This is a genomic window from Halomonas sp. GFAJ-1 (assembly GCA_002966495.1).
GTDB lineage: Bacteria > Pseudomonadota > Gammaproteobacteria > Pseudomonadales > Halomonadaceae > Vreelandella.
The window spans coordinates 3,464,395-3,479,637 of the sequence record CP016490.1 but is presented as its reverse complement, the minus strand read 5'-3'; the positions used below and the strand labels follow the sequence as shown (position 1 = coordinate 3,479,637).

General features: G+C 53.4%; 16 protein-coding genes. 5 read left to right on the top strand and 11 right to left on the bottom strand.

Annotated elements, in window-relative coordinates; all coding sequences use genetic code 11:
* Window positions 1-3: 3 nt before the first annotated feature.
* The gene (locus BB497_15720) at window positions 4-276 is read right to left on the bottom strand and encodes a hypothetical protein (protein AVI64055.1); all 273 of its coding nucleotides are present in this window, start codon (window positions 274-276) and stop codon (window positions 4-6) included.
* A gap of 219 nt (window positions 277-495) precedes the next feature.
* Between BB497_15720 and BB497_15715 the strand changes: the two genes are divergently transcribed.
* From BB497_15715 to BB497_15705, 3 genes are all read left to right on the top strand, one after another.
* Window positions 496-1,008, top strand: coding sequence for a 5-(carboxyamino)imidazole ribonucleotide mutase (locus tag BB497_15715; GenBank protein ID AVI64054.1), 513 nt, complete (start codon window positions 496-498; stop codon window positions 1,006-1,008).
* A gap of 12 nt (window positions 1,009-1,020) precedes the next feature.
* A complete protein-coding gene (locus BB497_15710; protein ID AVI64053.1) occupies window positions 1,021-2,160 on the top strand; it encodes a 5-(carboxyamino)imidazole ribonucleotide synthase in 1,140 nt (379 codons plus the stop codon).
* Window positions 2,161-2,326: 166 nt separating this feature from the next.
* Window positions 2,327-3,952: a diguanylate cyclase gene (locus BB497_15705; GenBank protein ID AVI64052.1), complete on the top strand. Its 1,626-nt coding sequence runs from the start codon at window positions 2,327-2,329 to the stop codon at window positions 3,950-3,952.
* On the opposite strand, the gene BB497_15700 is transcribed toward BB497_15705, so the two are convergent.
* From BB497_15700 to BB497_15660, 9 genes are all read right to left on the bottom strand, one after another.
* Window positions 3,930-4,754: a TraX gene (locus tag BB497_15700; protein ID AVI64051.1), complete on the bottom strand. Its 825-nt coding sequence runs from the start codon at window positions 4,752-4,754 to the stop codon at window positions 3,930-3,932. The genes BB497_15705 and BB497_15700 overlap by 23 nt on opposite strands.
* Before the next feature lie 81 nt (window positions 4,755-4,835).
* Window positions 4,836-5,999, bottom strand: coding sequence for a beta-aspartyl-peptidase (locus BB497_15695; protein AVI64050.1), 1,164 nt, complete (start codon window positions 5,997-5,999; stop codon window positions 4,836-4,838).
* Between the two features lie 92 nt (window positions 6,000-6,091).
* Window positions 6,092-6,889 carry a nickel transporter gene (locus BB497_15690; GenBank protein ID AVI64049.1) on the bottom strand — a complete coding sequence of 266 codons (798 nt, stop codon included), beginning with the start codon at window positions 6,887-6,889 and terminating at the stop codon, window positions 6,092-6,094.
* 342 nt (window positions 6,890-7,231) lie between these two features.
* Complete coding sequence (locus tag BB497_15685; GenBank protein ID AVI64048.1) at window positions 7,232-8,002, bottom strand: nickel transporter; 771 nt, start codon at window positions 8,000-8,002, stop codon at window positions 7,232-7,234.
* A gap of 141 nt (window positions 8,003-8,143) precedes the next feature.
* Entirely contained in the window at window positions 8,144-8,875 is a 732-nt protein-coding gene (locus tag BB497_15680; protein AVI64047.1) for an amino acid ABC transporter permease, read from the bottom strand.
* Window position 8,876: 1 nt separating this feature from the next.
* The gene (locus BB497_15675) at window positions 8,877-9,578 is read right to left on the bottom strand and encodes an ABC transporter (protein ID AVI64046.1); all 702 of its coding nucleotides are present in this window, start codon (window positions 9,576-9,578) and stop codon (window positions 8,877-8,879) included.
* A gap of 19 nt (window positions 9,579-9,597) precedes the next feature.
* Window positions 9,598-10,368, bottom strand: coding sequence for a histidine/lysine/arginine/ornithine ABC transporter ATP-binding protein (locus BB497_15670; GenBank protein AVI64045.1), 771 nt, complete (start codon window positions 10,366-10,368; stop codon window positions 9,598-9,600).
* A 223-nt stretch (window positions 10,369-10,591) separates the two neighbouring features.
* Complete coding sequence (locus BB497_15665; GenBank protein ID AVI64044.1) at window positions 10,592-11,584, bottom strand: succinylglutamate desuccinylase; 993 nt, start codon at window positions 11,582-11,584, stop codon at window positions 10,592-10,594.
* A gap of 186 nt (window positions 11,585-11,770) precedes the next feature.
* Window positions 11,771-12,211 (bottom strand): hemerythrin, encoded by a 441-nt coding sequence (locus BB497_15660; GenBank protein AVI64043.1) that lies wholly within the window; start codon window positions 12,209-12,211, stop codon window positions 11,771-11,773.
* A gap of 225 nt (window positions 12,212-12,436) precedes the next feature.
* Here BB497_15660 and BB497_15655 point away from each other — a divergent pair, with 225 nt between their 5' ends.
* The gene (locus BB497_15655; GenBank protein ID AVI64042.1) at window positions 12,437-13,036 is read left to right on the top strand and encodes an NAD(P)H:quinone oxidoreductase, type IV; all 600 of its coding nucleotides are present in this window, start codon (window positions 12,437-12,439) and stop codon (window positions 13,034-13,036) included.
* Window positions 13,037-13,090: 54 nt separating this feature from the next.
* Here BB497_15655 and BB497_15650 read toward each other — a convergent pair whose 3' ends face one another.
* Entirely contained in the window at window positions 13,091-14,164 is a 1,074-nt protein-coding gene (locus BB497_15650; protein AVI64041.1) for a tartrate dehydrogenase, read from the bottom strand.
* Between the two features lie 135 nt (window positions 14,165-14,299).
* Between BB497_15650 and BB497_15645 the strand changes: the two genes are divergently transcribed.
* A complete protein-coding gene (locus tag BB497_15645) occupies window positions 14,300-15,223 on the top strand; it encodes a LysR family transcriptional regulator (protein AVI64040.1) in 924 nt (307 codons plus the stop codon).
* Window positions 15,224-15,243: the final 20 nt, after the last annotated feature.

Sequence of the window (15,243 nt, the reverse complement as noted above, 5' to 3'; positions counted from 1 at the left end):
TTGCTATGGCGCCTCCAGCTCTAGGGTGCGACGCAGTACATTGAGTTCGTCAATGTTGAGGTGCTCAAGCCTTCCGGCGAGCAGGTCGCTGACCTTTTGCACTGGAAGACCCGCCCGGCGGGCGATATCACGACTTCCTAGGTCTGAAATAGCAATCAGACGGGTAATAATACGCATTAGGCGCGTACGTTTTTCTAAATCCCTGACGTCGAGGTCAGGGCTGCTTCGCGGAGGATCCAGCGTTTCTGCGTAAGCGGTTGAGTATGCCGTACTCATGGGACTCCATCAGTCTGAAATGACAATCACACAATGCCGCCAAGTCGCGCGCTTTTCAATGCCTAATTTGATGAAAATTTCACGATCACGCAAACGCCCGCAAACGGTTACGGCTCTGGTAAACTACGCGCCTTCCTATTTCTGAGTGAGCTGCGCACTGTGTGCGGCTTTTTCCACTGCTTTTTTGCTTAACGAGGCCGTTGGCCGAGGAGTTTTTGCATGTCGAACAGCGCACCTAAAGTGGGCGTGATCATGGGGTCAAAATCTGATTGGCCGGTCATGGAGCACGCGGTGGCGATGTTAGAGCGGTTGGGCGTTGCCTATGAAACCCGCGTGGTGTCAGCGCATCGGACCCCAGACCTGCTGTTCGAATATGCGAAAAGTGCTGCTGAGCGTGGCCTCCAGGTAATTGTGGCGGGTGCAGGCGGTGCGGCCCACTTGCCAGGCATGGTGGCCTCGCAAACGGCGCTTCCGGTGCTGGGCGTGCCGGTTGAATCCAAAGCGTTGAAAGGCTTGGATTCGCTGCTCTCTATTGCGCAAATGCCCGGCGGTATTGCGGTGGGTACGCTGGCCATTGGCAAGGCCGGGGCCACCAATGCCGGTTTGCTGGCAGCGCAAATTGTTGGTTTGCAAGACACCGCTATCCGCGAAGCAGTGGAAGCTTTCCGTGCCGAGCAAACCCAGCTAGTGCTGGATAACCCTGACCCGCGCCCCGATGCGGAAGCGAACTAAGGAGTTCTGGTAATGAGTTCTGGCATCTCAAAGAACATTGGCATCTTAGGTGCCGGCCAGTTGGGTCGCATGTTAGCGCTGGCGGGCTACCCTCTAGGTAATCGCTTTACGTTTTTAGATACTACCGGCAACCCGAGCGCGGGGATTGGTGAGGTGATTGTCGACCCTGATAACCAGCGTTTGGCGGAGTTTCTCGATAAGGTCGATGTGGTGACCTACGAGTTTGAGCACTTGCCGGTTGAGCTTGTGCAGCAGATTGAGCAGCACAAACCGGTATACCCCAGCAGCCGCGCGATTGCGGTGTGTCAAAATCGTGTTGAAGAGAAAACCCTGTTTGATCGTTTGGGTATCCCCACGCCTGCTTACCGTGTGGTGGAGAGCGCAGAGCAGCTTGAAGCTGCAGCGGTTGAGTTAGGCTGCCCGGTGGTGGCTAAGTCGGTGACTGAGGGCTACGACGGCAAAGGGCAGGCGGTACTAAAAGCACCAGAGCAAGCGCATGACGCGTGGAAGGCTATTGGCCACCCGCAGCTGGTCGTTGAGGCCTTTGTGGATTTTGTGCGCGAAGTCTCGATGATTGCTGTGCGCGGCCGCGATGGTGAGGTGGTGTTCTACCCCATGGCAGAAAATCAGCACGTTGATGGTATTTTGCGTTACTCCGTTGCGCCACTGCCCGATTTAGACGCCAGCGTTCAGCAAACCGCCGATGGCTATATCCGTGCCTTGTTGGATGAATTGGACTACGTAGGCGTGCTGGCGCTAGAGCTGTTCCAAACCCGCGATGGTGGGCTGTTAGCGAATGAAATGGCGCCCCGCGTGCACAACTCTGGGCACTGGACCATGGATGGTGCGGTCACTAGCCAGTTTGAGAATCACCTGCGCGCCGTGCAGGGGTTGCCGCTGGGCAGCACTGAGGCGATAGCCCCTACCTGCATGGTTAATGTGATTGGCCGCGAAGGCGACAACGCTGCGCTGCTGGCGCTGGGGCATGCGCACCTTCACCGCTACGATAAAGCCGAGCGCACCGGACGTAAGCTGGCCCATGTGAACGTCGTCGCCGCTAACCACGCTGAACTGATTGAAAAGGTGCGCGCCTGCCAAGCGCTGATACCTGATGCCCCGCCCGTGGCGTGGAGTTTTAATATTTCTCAGTAAAAAAGCTTCTTTTAAAGCTTTTTTTACCAGCCGCCTAACCTCAGGCGGCTTTTTATTAGCTCATAGGCTACTTTTATTTCGTAAACGTGCTAAAACAAACGTGTGAACATTGTTCGCACAAGCAAATAAGATTGGTTATAAGCCGACATAAATACAGGGAGTTTGTATGCCGCCCCCCAGCTTTTTAGCCACAACGGCTACGGCGTCTGGGCTGCGCAGTGGTTATCAGCGCGACCATCTTCTGACACAGCAGCGCTTACGCTGCGAAAAAGTACGTTTACTCTACGATAACCTGTGGCAGCCGGTGCTAAGTAGCGTGCTCGCGGGTGGGTTACTGGTCGCCGCTATGTGGCCCGTGGTTAACGCTGTTTTACTGGTTGGCTGGTTTGTGACGCTTGCGGTCGTGTCCGGCTTGCGACTCTCATTGGCCTATCGCTTTAAACAGCTGCCTATTACGCAGCAGCAGCGCCACCGCTGGCTGCGCTGGTTTACCATGGGAGCAATTGCTGCTGGCTGTGTGTGGGGGGCCTCGGGGATACTGCTATTTAGCACGGAACACCCAGGACAAGTGGCGGCGCTTTCCATTGTATTAGCAGGCATTGCGGCAGGCGGCGTCACAACGCTCTCTTCGGTATGGTGGGTAGCGCTGGGCTTTGTGCTGCCCATTTTATTGCCATTAAAAATTCAGTTCATGCTGATGGGCACGTCTCTGTCGATTTTGATCGGCTTGATGCTCGTGCTGTTTTTAGCACTGATTCTGATTGCCAGCCGGCGCTTTAGCTACACGATTCACGATAATATTGCCCTTCGAGTGAGCATGGCAGCACGGGAAGCGCAGCTGCAAGAGAGTGAGAATCGCTACCGCTCTATTTTCCACCATTCGCCATTAGGAGTGCTGCATTTTGATGCCCATGGCTGGATCACCGACTGTAACCATAAACTTCTAGAGATACTCGGCGTTGACCGTGCCCAGCTCATTGGTTACCGGATGCTGGCGCGCTCAGCGGATGGTGAGGTAGCGCAAGCAGTCAAGGATGCCCTGGAAAACGGCTCGGGGTATTACGAAGGTACTTTCCGCATGCCTAGCGCTAAAGAAGGCACCCCGCTCCGTGCTTTTTTTAACGGTGTGAATAGTGCCAACGATGAGCGCGTAGGTGGAGTGGCGATTATTGAAGACTTCACTGAGCGTAAACACAATGAGGCGATTATTTATCGCCAGGCGTTCTATGATGCGCTCACTGACCTGCCCAACCGCCGGTGCTTTATTGAGCGTTTAAAAGCGTTGTGCAATGAGCATGAAAGCGAGCAGCGTAGCGGCTTGGTGATGTTTCTAGATATGGATCGTTTCAAGCTGATCAACGACACCATGGGCCACGCCGCTGGTGATGAGCTATTGGTACAGGTTGCTCGCCGCCTGGAGCAGTGCTTAAAAGAGAGCGATATGGCCGCACGTTTAAGTGGCGACGAGTTTGTATTGCTAGCACTGTTTGACGAGGTGGCCCCTAAGGCATTGGAAGCCCAGGCGAAGAGCTATATGCAAAATGTTCAGCAGAGTTTATCTGGCAAGTATCAGCTAGAGAATCGTGCCGTTGAGGTAACACCTAGCATGGGCTACACCTGTTTTAATGCGGCTAAGTGCGACCATGCTGAAGTGTTAAAAGAAGCTGATACGGCGATGTACCAAGCGAAAACCGAAGGCCGGGCGCGGCTAAAGCGCTACCAGCCCTGGATGCGTGATGAAGTAAACAAGCGTGTGGCTGAAGAAATTTCTAGCCTGCCAGCTGGCCGCTAAGCAGTAGCCACAGGGCAATAAGTGCAAAGTGCCCCGGGTACCAGGCTAACCAGAGTCGTCGCGGCATGGCGAGCGCCACGGGTGGTACACGCTGTGCCGCGCCTGCGGCCAGCATGAGCACAACCACACAGGTAGCCACCGTGAACGACTTTGCCATGTCGGAGGCGTTCATCTGACCTGCAATCCATAACACGGGAAAAGCAGCTAACCCCGCCCAAAGGCGTGATATTAGCGCATCGCGGGTTTCACTAAGCGCCTGCATAGCGAACATAAATAGCGGTATCAGCAGCAGTCCGTTATGGCCATACTCCACCCAAAATCCTAGCAAGTACCAAGCAGTCACCCCAAGCCCGGCACCCAGCATCAGCCAGCCCAAACTAAGGGTTTGCTGAAGATAGTGTTGCCAGCCCTGGCGTACTAAAGCACCTAGGGCTAAACCGCTTGCCAAGGTAAAACAGACGTTAAGAATAAAGGCATCGGAGGCGCGCGGCATCATCATATAAGGCACTTGAGCCGCTAGCCCAATAATTAAAATTCGCCAGGAATAGCGCAACGGGTTACGGGTGTTAAACAGCCCATGCCACGCCACCATAGCCGCAAATAGCGGAAAAGCAATGCGGCCAATAGACGAGCCTGCCCAGTCTAATTCCCATGCGCCGGGCAGCACATAGCGGGTGAGATGATCCACCGTCATGGTGAAAAGCGCGAGCCACTGCCCCCATGCGGTCCAGTGCGATGAAGGGCGAAACGCCTCCACCTTACCTGGCGCGGGTGACGAGTGCGCTGCCATTTGTTCAGCCATGGTACCTCCTTGTAAGTGTCCATGCTGGAGTAAAGACCCGATTTGGCTGCGCAAGTTCGGTTTTTGAAACAGTGCTATTTGCTAGCGCACTTTACCATTGGATTCACTATCGTAAATCGGTTTGCCTAATGCCCATACTTGATCAATCGACCAGCGATTTTCAGCAAGCACGATAAAGTCAGCGTCAGCACCGGCGTGTAAGCGGCCTTTATGGGGCAATTTTAGTGCATCTGCGGCAGTCGTAGCAGCGCAGCGCAGCGCCTGTTCCATAGGAATGCAATGCTCGTTCACGCACTCGCCCAGTACGTCAAACAAACTGCTTAGTCTGCCGGGTTTTAAACCAATAAAACGGTGCTGCTTATCAAATTCTGGCAGCGAGGCATTGGCATCTGAAGAGAGACTTAGCTGGCTAGGCTCAATACGTGCTTTTAGTGCCCGTGCCACTGCCTCTGATGCAGGGACTTCGCCGCCCGCCAGCAATTCCGGTGTTGTGCTGGTGGTGAAGTCGATTCGGCCACCCTCCCGGGCAAAGCGTAGGCCATCTTCAAACAGAGTGGCGGTACGATTGATGTGAGTGGGGTAGAACTGTGAAAGCGGTATAGCACTATGCTTTGCCACTTGGCGAAGCGGCTCCAGGTGAGTGTCGGCGTCTCCGGTGTGAATAAACACAATGCCGGATTTTCCTGCCAGCAAGCCAGCGGTGCGGGCATCGGAGGCTAGCCGTGTTAGTTCATGGGTGCTGGGCTGAGAGCCGCGATGGTCGCTAATCGCCACTTCACCTACGCCGATAAACTCTGGGATATAGAGAATATCGCTGGCAATCGAACCGGTAAGCGTTACCGGCGGCAGCTGGTAAGAGCCGGTATAGGCGTAGGTGGTCAAGCCGCCAGCGGCGAGTTCTCGTGCTTTGCCAATTAAGTTAGCCGGCGTGCGGGTTAGGGCATCGGTGCCTAGCGCGCCAATTAACGTGGTGACGCCTGATGCGCAGGCATCTTCTAAGCTAAGTTCGGCGGTGCGGTTGCCAAACCCACCTTCGCCGCCGCCACCAATATAGTGAACTAGCGAGTCAACTAGCCCAGGAATTACCCTGCGTCCTTCAAGGTCTATAGTGGCAATTAGCGCCCCTGCGTTTACTGGTTCAGCGGCATCCAATACCGCTGCGATACGCTGGTCGGCAATTAATAGGTGGCAAAGGCCGCGAGGTTCTGGCGTAAACAGCTGGGCGTTTTTAACAAGTGTCAGCATGTGTTTCCCGGGGGAATCAGCAGGTGGTGAATATGCGCCGACCAGTGGTCGGCGCAGAGATCGTGCCTATGAAAAGTGAGTACGAAGCGTATTTATAAACGCACATCGTAATTGAAGTAACGGCCCATGATTTCATCGTAGGTACCGTCCTCTTTGAGTGCGCTCAAGGCTTCATTGAAACGCTCTGCCAGAGCTTCGTCACGGGGACGGAAAGCAACGCCAACGCCTTTACCAAAGATATGCTCTGGTTCTTTGATGAAATCACTGATGCGTTGGAAATCGCTCTCAGGTGTATCGATATCAATCGCTGCTTCGGCAATGGGGTAATCCATGAAGGTAAGGTCTAAGCGTCCGGCCAAAAGATCGGTGACGACATCATCCACACCCGTGTAGCGGCGGATTTCAAGCACGTCGCCATATAGCTCAGTGACATAGTTATCCTGCAGCGTGGCGCGCTGAACGCCTACGGTTAGGCCTTCAAGGCTGGCGCGGTCTTCAATATCAATGTCGTGTTCGTGGGTGGTAATCCAGGCGCTGGGCGTCGTGTAGTAAGGTTCAGAGAACAGCACCCGCTGTGCACGCTCATCGGTAATCGCCATAGAGGACATAATGGCATCGTAGTTACGGGCGAGCAGCCCAGGAATAATGCCGTCCCAGTCTTGCTCAACCCAGGTGCAGTTAGCTTCTAAGTAATCACAAACCGCGTTACCTAACTCAATTTCAAAGCCGGTAAGTGTCCCGTCTGCTTCTCGGTACATGAAAGGCTCGTAGGGGATGTCGACCCCAAGGCGAATATCTGTATAGTCACGCGCCACTGCAGTCGTGGTCACGAAAGGCATAGAAACACCAGCCGCGAGCATAGCGGCGAGGGGTAGCGTTGCATAACGCATAGTAGTCTCCTGAAGCGATTTTTTTTGATATTGATAATGGCATGCTTAGCGGTAATTCACGTTAGCTATAGTAGGGGAGTGCGCTAAGCGTAGAGTTGCTTTACGTTATTATTAACGTATAGCAAGGATCACGCGTAGGGGCGTGAGATGGCACGGGCGTGCCAAGAAGGGAAGGCTATTCGTCGAACCATTCGCTCAGGTAGAAACAAGCAATGTTGCCGCTATTTCCTGGGCGAAGTGTGCACAGTACTTGCGCTATAAAAAGAGAAAGAGGTGTATGCATATTGGCCTCTGGCGGTATAAGCCTCCCCAAGTCGGGGAGGCTTATAAAACTCGCTAGAATTAATCTTCGCTGAAGTAACGCTCGAAGATTTCATCATAGGTGCCATCGTCTTTCAGCTCGGCGAGGGCGTCATTGAATTTTTCTGCCAGTGCTTCGTCGCGCTGGCGGAAGGCAATGCCAAAGCCGTCGCCAAAGTACTCTTTAGGCTCGCTGATGCGTTCGCCGACCACAACATAATCAGCATTATCGTTGTTTAGCAGCGTAGACTGGCCGATTGGGAAGTCTAGGAACACGATGTCCAGGCGCTGTGCCTGCATATCCAGCACCATGTCATCAGCGGTGGAGTAGCGGCTGATATTGGCAACACTGTTGAAATTATCGGTCACGAAATTATCTTGTAGTGTGCCGCGCTGAACACCAATGGTTTTACCCGCCAGGGTTTCTTCGTTAGCTTCGCTGATATCTAAGCTGCTGGGCGCGAACCAAGCGGAAGGCATCGTGATGTAGGGGTCAGAGAACAGCACCTGCTGGCGACGCTCTTCGTTAATCGTCATAGAGGACATGATCGCGTCGTAGTTACGCGACATTAGGCCAGGAATAATGCCGTCCCACTCCTGCTCGATCCACTCACAAGTAATGCCGATTTTCTCGCACAGGGCGTTACCAAGATCAATGTCGAAACCGGTTAGCTCGCCATCAGCGGTGCGGTACTCCATGGGCTCATAAGGTACGTCAACACCAATGCGCACGTGATCATAATTGCGCGCTTGAGCGGAAGAGGCTGCAGCAATGGCAAAGCCAAGTACCGAAACAGTTAAGAGTTTTTTCATTTTTTATACTCCGTAGTTAACAGGTTCACGTGAAGTGATCCCTCTTAACGTACCCCAGGTTGAGGCTAACGGAAAGAGGGAGTTTTATTCAGAACCAACGTTTGTTTGACGGTTGTTTTATTTTTATTTACAGCTGACGGCTTAGTTCGTTTGTGGCCTTAAGTGGGCCAGCAGCTTTTTCTCCAGAAAACGGAAAAAGTACAAAATTGCAAAAGTGAGGCAAAGGTAGATGGCTGCCACAAACAGAAAGGCTTCGAAAGGGGCGTAAAAGCGTGCATATACAAAACGTGCAGCGCCTGTGAGATCCATCAGTGTGACAACGCTGGCAATAGCACTGGCATGCAGCATAAAGATCACTTCGTTGCCATAAGCGGGCAGCGCGCGCCGAAACGCACTGGGCATAATAATGCGACGCATCATTAAGCTTTGGGACATGCCGTAGGCCCTTGCTGCCTCAATTTCACCTTTAGACGTTGCCTTGATCGCCCCACGGAAAATCTCGGTGGTGTAGGCTGCGGTGTTAAGCGTAAAGGCGATTAGCGCGGGGTAGAACGCTTCTCGCAGAATTGGCCACAGAAATGTTTCTTGAATGCCGTCGATAAACACGACGCCGTAGTAAATGATATAGAGCTGAATGAGTAGCGGCGTGCCGCGAAACACATAGGTATACAGATAAACCGGCAGGCTGATCCACTTACGCTTAGAGCTGCGCATGATGGCCAGCGGCACCGCGAGCACTAAACCTGCTACCAGGGATAAGAAGACAAGCTGCGTCGTAGTGACCAGTCCTTCCCAGTAGTAGCCCAGCGTCGTGGGAGTGAAAATCAGATTGCCAGCGAGCAGGTCGTTGAACCACGCAGAAATATCTAGCATCTCACTGCCCCCCAAAGCCAATGTCGTAACGTTTTTGTAGCCGTGCGAAAATCCACTCGGACACGCTGGCAATGAGCAGGTAAACCGCCGCTACCGGCAGTAGAAACACAAAGGGTTCGTGAGTGGCTCGAGATGCCTCGGCGGCGACACGCACCATATCGGTTAAACCGATAACAGAGACCAAAGCGGTGGTTTTGAGCAGTACCATCCAGTTGTTGGAAAGCCCCGGCAGCGCGTGGCGCATCATTTGTGGAAAGCGGATGCGTCGAAAGACCAGCGCATTGCTCATTCCATAGGCTTTACCTGCTTCAATTTGGCCGTTTTCCACCGCCATAAAGGCGCCGCGGAACGTCTCGCCCATATAAGCACCGAATATAAAGCCGATGGTAATTACACCTGCCGCGAAGGCATTGAAATTGATGTAAATATCAATGCCATAGTTGTAATACAGCGCGTCGCTGATGGCATTCACGCCGATTTGCCCACCGAAAAACAGCAGCATCATCAATACAAGGTCAGGAACACCGCGAATCACAGTGGTATAGACCGTTGCAGTGCGGTGAAGTAGCCAGCTGCGTGACATTTTGGCGGTAGCAGTGAGCAGGCCAAGTACAATGGCCAGTATCAGCGATAGCACCGCTAGCTGAATGGTGACGCCCGCCCCTTCGATCAGGCGGGGGCCGTAACCTTGCAAATCAAGCATAGTGTACGTGCCTCGCAGATCAATATTTGGGGGCTAGAAACTGTTTTAAGCGCGGTGACTGCGGGTTACCGAGTACTTCTGCTGGGGCCCCCGCTTCCTCTACCAAGCCTTGGTGGAGATAAACCACTTTGCTGGAAACATCCCGTGCAAAGCTCATCTCGTGGGTGACCACTACCATGGTGCGCCCTTCCTCGGCCAAGCCGTGCATTACCTTCAAAACGTCGCCCACCAGCTCTGGATCGAGGGCAGACGTGGGCTCATCGAACAGCATCACTTCTGGGTCCATGGCCAGCGCTCGGGCAATGGCACCGCGCTGCTGCTGGCCGCCGGACATTTGGGCAGGGTAGGCGTTTGCGCGTGCACTTAACCCAACCCGCTCTAGCAGCGCGTGGGCATGCTCGAGGGCCTCTTTTTTGGGCTTACCTAGCACGTGAATAGGCGCTTCGATAATGTTTTCGAGCAGTGTCATATGAGCCCAGAGATTGAAGCTCTGAAACACCATCGATAGCTTGGCGCGCATCTGCACCACTTGTTTCCAGTCCGCAGGCTCACGGCCATGTCGGGTGGTTTTGAAGAGGATCTGTTCGCCGTGGACAAACAACTCGCCTTCATCAGGCTGTTCCAGCAGGTTCATACAGCGTAAGAAGGTACTTTTGCCTGACCCTGATGCACCAATGAGGGTGATCACGTCACCTTTTTGGGCTTCAAGGGAGAGGCCTTTAAGGACTTCTGTATCGCCAAAGCGCTTTTTTATATTACGCACTTCAAGGGGAGTAGGCGTATTAGCCATAACTTAGGCTCCAGTACAGGGTTGCCGCGGTAGCAACGAGTTTAAAACGCGTGCTTGGTAGGCGGCTGGCGCGAAAAAGGGGCGATTCTATCAGGACTCTGCATGATACGCGTGTTTTATAAGATTGGCTTTTATCTTAACGCCTACCTGCCAGCCTGAAGCCACCTCTACGTTGTTGTTATCAAAGCTTTTTAAAAATATTTTGGTTGTGTGGTTAGTGGCTTTAAAGTGGCTTTGCCGGTTGGCAGGGCACCACAAGCAGCGCTGCCCGTGCGCCTATTTCTACGTTTGCATTGGGAAATACCACGCGTAGCGGCGTTTCTTCCACAATAAAATCACCGGCGATGCTGTCTTGAGCAAGGCAGGTGCCTGGTTCAAAGCGGCTAAAATTGGGCACATCGTCGTCAAAACAGAGGGAGAATGTTTCTGACTGCCGCATTAGCTCGTGCTTTACTCGAAAAAACGTCATGGTATCAGCGGGTTGACGGGGCGGCTCATCACCACTGCCCAGCGCACAAATAAGCGTGAGCATAGGCTCAAGGGCGGCCATATCGTTTTGCCCAAACGGCGCCACACGTCCCAGCTCGAAGGTAAACGATTGGGCACTGTGGTAGTGCTTGCTGTAATGGGAAAACGTCCAGCTATGTTGATGCTGGTGCAATACCGCCTGCATATCCGCTGCGGCTAGCCACGCCCATTGGGCGGGTTCGGTAGGGCTCTCTGCGAAGGGCTCCACCACAAAGCGTGTAAAGAGGCTCTCTCTAATGGCGGTATGCAGGTCGTAATGCAGCGCTGGTAGCGCCTGATGCCGGGCGTAAAAAGTGTCGACAGCTGCCATTAGCTCACGGGCGCGGTCGGGCTCGTCGCCTTTATCTTCCAAGTCCCGTTTAAATAAGCGGTTTAGATTAGTAGTAAGAAAGCGCTGCTGTTTTTTCAGGGCCGGTATATTGCCCAGTATCACCAGTGTTGGAGCACCTAACTGCACTGTGCTGGCTTCAAGGGCACATAGCCAGTTTCCGAGTAGCTCTACCGGCGCGGTTTCATTGCCATGAACAGCCGCTGAAAACACGCAGGCGTAAGCATTAGGGCGCACAACATCGGGCGTTAGCTCCAAAATGCCTGGCGCATGAAAGTCATAGGTACCGCTCGCAAAGCGACCCTTGCGAGGTGTGGGGCTTTCGTCGTCGAGCGTCCAGTCGAGCCATTGGCCTAGCATGGGAGGTTCCTTGGCATAGGGAATCAGCTTTTAAGATGCTCTACCTTTACCATGCATGAGCTTCGCCACAAGAGGATGCGTCGTTCGCATGAAAATGGTGGGTGCGAACATGAAAATACGTGGATAAAAAAACGCTTATATCCATTCGGGTATAAGCGCTTAGGTTAGCGACGAGAGGCGTCTTAATTACTCAGTACGCTGACGCTTCATTTCTGATTGGTACTCACTCGCCAGCGCGGTTTTCTGCTTCTCTTGCAGGCCACGGCCTGCCAATTGGAAAACCTCCTGCTCTTCTTCGTCTAGGTGGTGGGTAACCAAGTGCTGAAGTTGCTTGGCGTGGGTTAACCAGTTGGTAGCGCTATAGTCGGTTGTATCTAAAAGCTCGATCAGCTCGTCAATTTCGTGGTGCTCGGCAACGCTATGGCGGGCTTTTTCCTGGGTGAGATCGATATCCATCATGGGTATATAGAGGGCACGCTCCTCAGCGTTAGCATGGTATTTCAATTCGGCGCGCACCTGCTGATAGAGCGTGTCGCGCTCTTCGCTATCGCCGTGAGTTTCTACTAGGCGAGCCAGTAAATCCCGTTGAATGTCGTGATCCTTGCGTAGGGCTTCAAAAATGGTCATTCCAGGCTCCTTGGATTAGAACGTTTGCGGGATGTTAAAAAGCTAGTGCTCAACCCTATAAAGCGCAAGGCGCTCACATCGATGAAATCGAAGGAGGGCGTCGAAAACATTCGCTTTTTTCTACCTCACCCTGGTCTAAAGTGTAGCCAGCCTTTCAAAATCGTATTCAGTCTGATTTTCGTAAGCCCGCTAAGGGCGGCCCATCGCAATGCAAAGGAGTGAACAATGACGAAAGTATTGGTGCTTTATTATTCTATGTACGGCCATATCGATACCCTAGCCGCCGCCGTAGCGGAAGGCGTTAAAGAGGTGGATGGCGTAGAGGTCACTGTTAAACGTATACCTGAGACGATGCCAGAAGATGCGTTTAAAAATGCTGGCGGTAAGCAGGATTTTACGACGCCTGAAGCATCCCCCCAGGAGCTTGCCGATTACGACGCGATTATTTTTGGCACCCCAACGCGGTTTGGCAACATGGCGGGCCAAATGCGTACCTTCCTTGATCAAACCGGTGGCCTGTGGGCCAAAGGCGCGCTGCGCGGTAAGGTGGCCAGTGTGTTCACCTCGACGGGTACCGGTGGCGGTGATGAGATGACCATTACCTCTACCTGGACCACCCTTGCCCACCACGGCATGGTGATTGTGCCGATTGGCTACGGTATTGAAGAGCAGTTTGATATTTCTAAAGTCAGCGGTGGCACGCCTTACGGTGCCGCTACCCTGGCTGGTGGCGACGGTTCCCGCCAGCCAGACGAGCGTGAACTTAAAATTGCTCGTTTCCAGGGCAAACACGTTGCCGGGATTGCCGCCAAACTGGCGAGCTAGCACTCACACGCTGATGCCCAGACAAGCCTCACTGCTGTTGCAGTGAGGCTTTTTTTAACGGCTAATACGCTCAGCAATGGCTTTACCCAGGCTTGCCGTGGTGCCTTGGCCGCCTACATCGCGGGTAAGCACTTGGCTATCGCCTTCGCTGAGTACCGCTTCAATGGCGCTTACCATGGCGTCAGCGGCCTCTTTATAACCTAGATGCTCCAGCATCATAGCGCCGGACCAGATCTGGCCAATAGGGTTGGCGATCCCTTTACCGGCGATATCTGGCGCGCTGCCGTGTACCGGCTCAAATAAGCTGGGGAACTTGCCTTCCGGGTTGATATTGGCCGAGGGAGCAATGCCGATAGTACCGGTACAGGCGGGGCCAAGATCGGAAAGAATATCGCCGAACAGGTTGCTGCCGACCACGACATCAAACCAGTCTGGATGTAAGACAAAGTTAGCGGTGAGAATATCAATGTGGAATTTATCCACCTCGATATCCGGGTACTGTTTCGCCATTTCAGCAACGCGCTCGTCCCAGTAGGGCATGGTGATTGAGATGCCGTTGGATTTAGTTGCGGAAGTAAGCTTTTTGCGCGGGCGGGTTTGGGCCAAATCAAAGGCATATTTCAGTACGCGGTCAACGCCAGTGCGGGTCATCACTGTTTCTTGAATAACAATCTCACGCTCCGTGCCCTCAAACATTTTGCCCCCAATGCTTGAGTACTCACCCTCGGTGTTTTCGCGCACAACGTAGAAGTCGATATCGCCTGCATTGCGTCCTGCTAGCGGGCTTTTAATGCCGGGCATTAGCTTGCAGGGGCGTAGGTTAATGTATTGGTCAAACTGGCGGCGGAATTGCAGTAGGGATCCCCATAAAGAAATATGGTCGGGCACTTTGTCGGGCCAGCCCACGGCACCGTAAAACAGCGCGTCGAACTCTTTTAACTGCTCAAACCAGTCATCGGGCATCATTTTGCCATGCTCAAGGTAGTAGTCGCAGTTGCCAAATTCAAAGGTGGTGAACTCAAGGGCGATGTTGAACTGCCTCGCAGCTGCTTCCAGGGCGCTTAGGCCCTCAGGCATTACTTCGGTGCCAATACCGTCGCCAGCAATTACTGCAATACGGTGGGCCATGGAGACTTCCTTAGGTAATAAGTTATTAAGAGTAGACGATGAAAAATATCCTTATGGGAGATGAGTGTAGTACCTATGGCAGTAGAGATAATCAGGCTAAACTTCAATTTACTATTGCTTTAAAGTGAAGAATTGATGGCCCCATTAGATGACTTGGCTTTTTTTCAGCAGCTGGCGCGGGCAGGTAGCTTAACCGCCACTGCCCGTGAGTTGGGGCTTTCACTCTCGGCGGTGAGCAAACGGCTCAAGCAGCTGGAAGGGCGGCTTGGGGTGTCGCTTGCTGCACGCACCACGCGGCGTTTAACGCTCACCGCCGAAGGCGAGCGCTACCTTTCACAGGGTGGGCTGATTCTGGAAGAGCTTAAGGAACTGGAAGCTGCCTTAAGCGATTCTACCAGCCAAATGCTGAGTGGACGGCTGCGGGTAAACGCCACTTTTGGTTTTGGTCGACGTCATATTGCACCGCTGCTGTCGCGCTTTAGGACTCAGAACCCAGGTGTCGAAAGCTGGCTGGAGTTGACCAATTTCCCGCTTAACTTGAGTGACCACGGCTTTGACGTAGGCGTACGAATTGGGGCGCCGCCAGACTCTCGCTTGGTGGCGCGGCGCATTTTGGCGAACCGGCGTGTGCTATGTGCATCGCCTAGCTACATTAAACGCATGCCGGGGTTAAACGTGCCCGCTGATCTTACTCAGCACAGCTGTTTGGTGATCCGTGAAAACGATAGCGATTTTCCGCTGTGGCGTTTTGAGCGCTGCGATGCCCCTGAGAATGTTCAATCCGTCAAAGTGAGTGGCCCGCTTGCCAGCAATGACGGCGAGGTGATTACCCGCTTAGCGCTTGATGGGCATGGTGTCATGCTGCGCTCTTGGTGGGATGTTAACGAGCATCTTGCCAGCGGGGCGCTTTTACCACTATTGCCAAGCTGGCAGGGGGTGCGGGCGGATTTCTATGCGGTATATGAGCACCGCCGCCATGTTCCTGCCCGCATCAATACCTTTGTAGCGTTTTTAGCCGACCAAATGGCCGGTCGGGTGCCTGCGTTGCCCCAAGGCTGAACTTATTAAGGCAGTACCTT

What these genes read in the sequence shown, in the direction of transcription:
- BB497_15665 (AVI64044.1), bottom strand. Translation starts at nt 11,584, where the DNA reads ATGCTAGGCCAATGGCTCGACTGGACGCTCGACGACGAAAGCCCCACA.
- BB497_15705 (AVI64052.1), top strand. Translation starts at nt 2,327, where the DNA reads ATGCCGCCCCCCAGCTTTTTAGCCACAACGGCTACGGCGTCTGGGCTG.
- BB497_15675 (AVI64046.1), bottom strand. Translation starts at nt 9,578, where the DNA reads ATGCTTGATTTGCAAGGTTACGGCCCCCGCCTGATCGAAGGGGCGGGC.
- BB497_15690 (AVI64049.1), bottom strand. Translation starts at nt 6,889, where the DNA reads ATGCGTTATGCAACGCTACCCCTCGCCGCTATGCTCGCGGCTGGTGTT.
- BB497_15655 (AVI64042.1), top strand. Translation starts at nt 12,437, where the DNA reads ATGACGAAAGTATTGGTGCTTTATTATTCTATGTACGGCCATATCGAT.
- BB497_15650 (AVI64041.1), bottom strand. Translation starts at nt 14,164, where the DNA reads ATGGCCCACCGTATTGCAGTAATTGCTGGCGACGGTATTGGCACCGAA.
- BB497_15720 (AVI64055.1), bottom strand. Translation starts at nt 276, where the DNA reads ATGAGTACGGCATACTCAACCGCTTACGCAGAAACGCTGGATCCTCCG.
- BB497_15695 (AVI64050.1), bottom strand. Translation starts at nt 5,999, where the DNA reads ATGCTGACACTTGTTAAAAACGCCCAGCTGTTTACGCCAGAACCTCGC.
- BB497_15670 (AVI64045.1), bottom strand. Translation starts at nt 10,368, where the DNA reads ATGGCTAATACGCCTACTCCCCTTGAAGTGCGTAATATAAAAAAGCGC.
- BB497_15645 (AVI64040.1), top strand. Translation starts at nt 14,300, where the DNA reads ATGGCCCCATTAGATGACTTGGCTTTTTTTCAGCAGCTGGCGCGGGCA.
- BB497_15710 (AVI64053.1), top strand. Translation starts at nt 1,021, where the DNA reads ATGAGTTCTGGCATCTCAAAGAACATTGGCATCTTAGGTGCCGGCCAG.
- BB497_15715 (AVI64054.1), top strand. Translation starts at nt 496, where the DNA reads ATGTCGAACAGCGCACCTAAAGTGGGCGTGATCATGGGGTCAAAATCT.
- BB497_15680 (AVI64047.1), bottom strand. Translation starts at nt 8,875, where the DNA reads ATGCTAGATATTTCTGCGTGGTTCAACGACCTGCTCGCTGGCAATCTG.
- BB497_15700 (AVI64051.1), bottom strand. Translation starts at nt 4,754, where the DNA reads ATGGCTGAACAAATGGCAGCGCACTCGTCACCCGCGCCAGGTAAGGTG.
- BB497_15660 (AVI64043.1), bottom strand. Translation starts at nt 12,211, where the DNA reads ATGACCATTTTTGAAGCCCTACGCAAGGATCACGACATTCAACGGGAT.
- BB497_15685 (AVI64048.1), bottom strand. Translation starts at nt 8,002, where the DNA reads ATGAAAAAACTCTTAACTGTTTCGGTACTTGGCTTTGCCATTGCTGCA.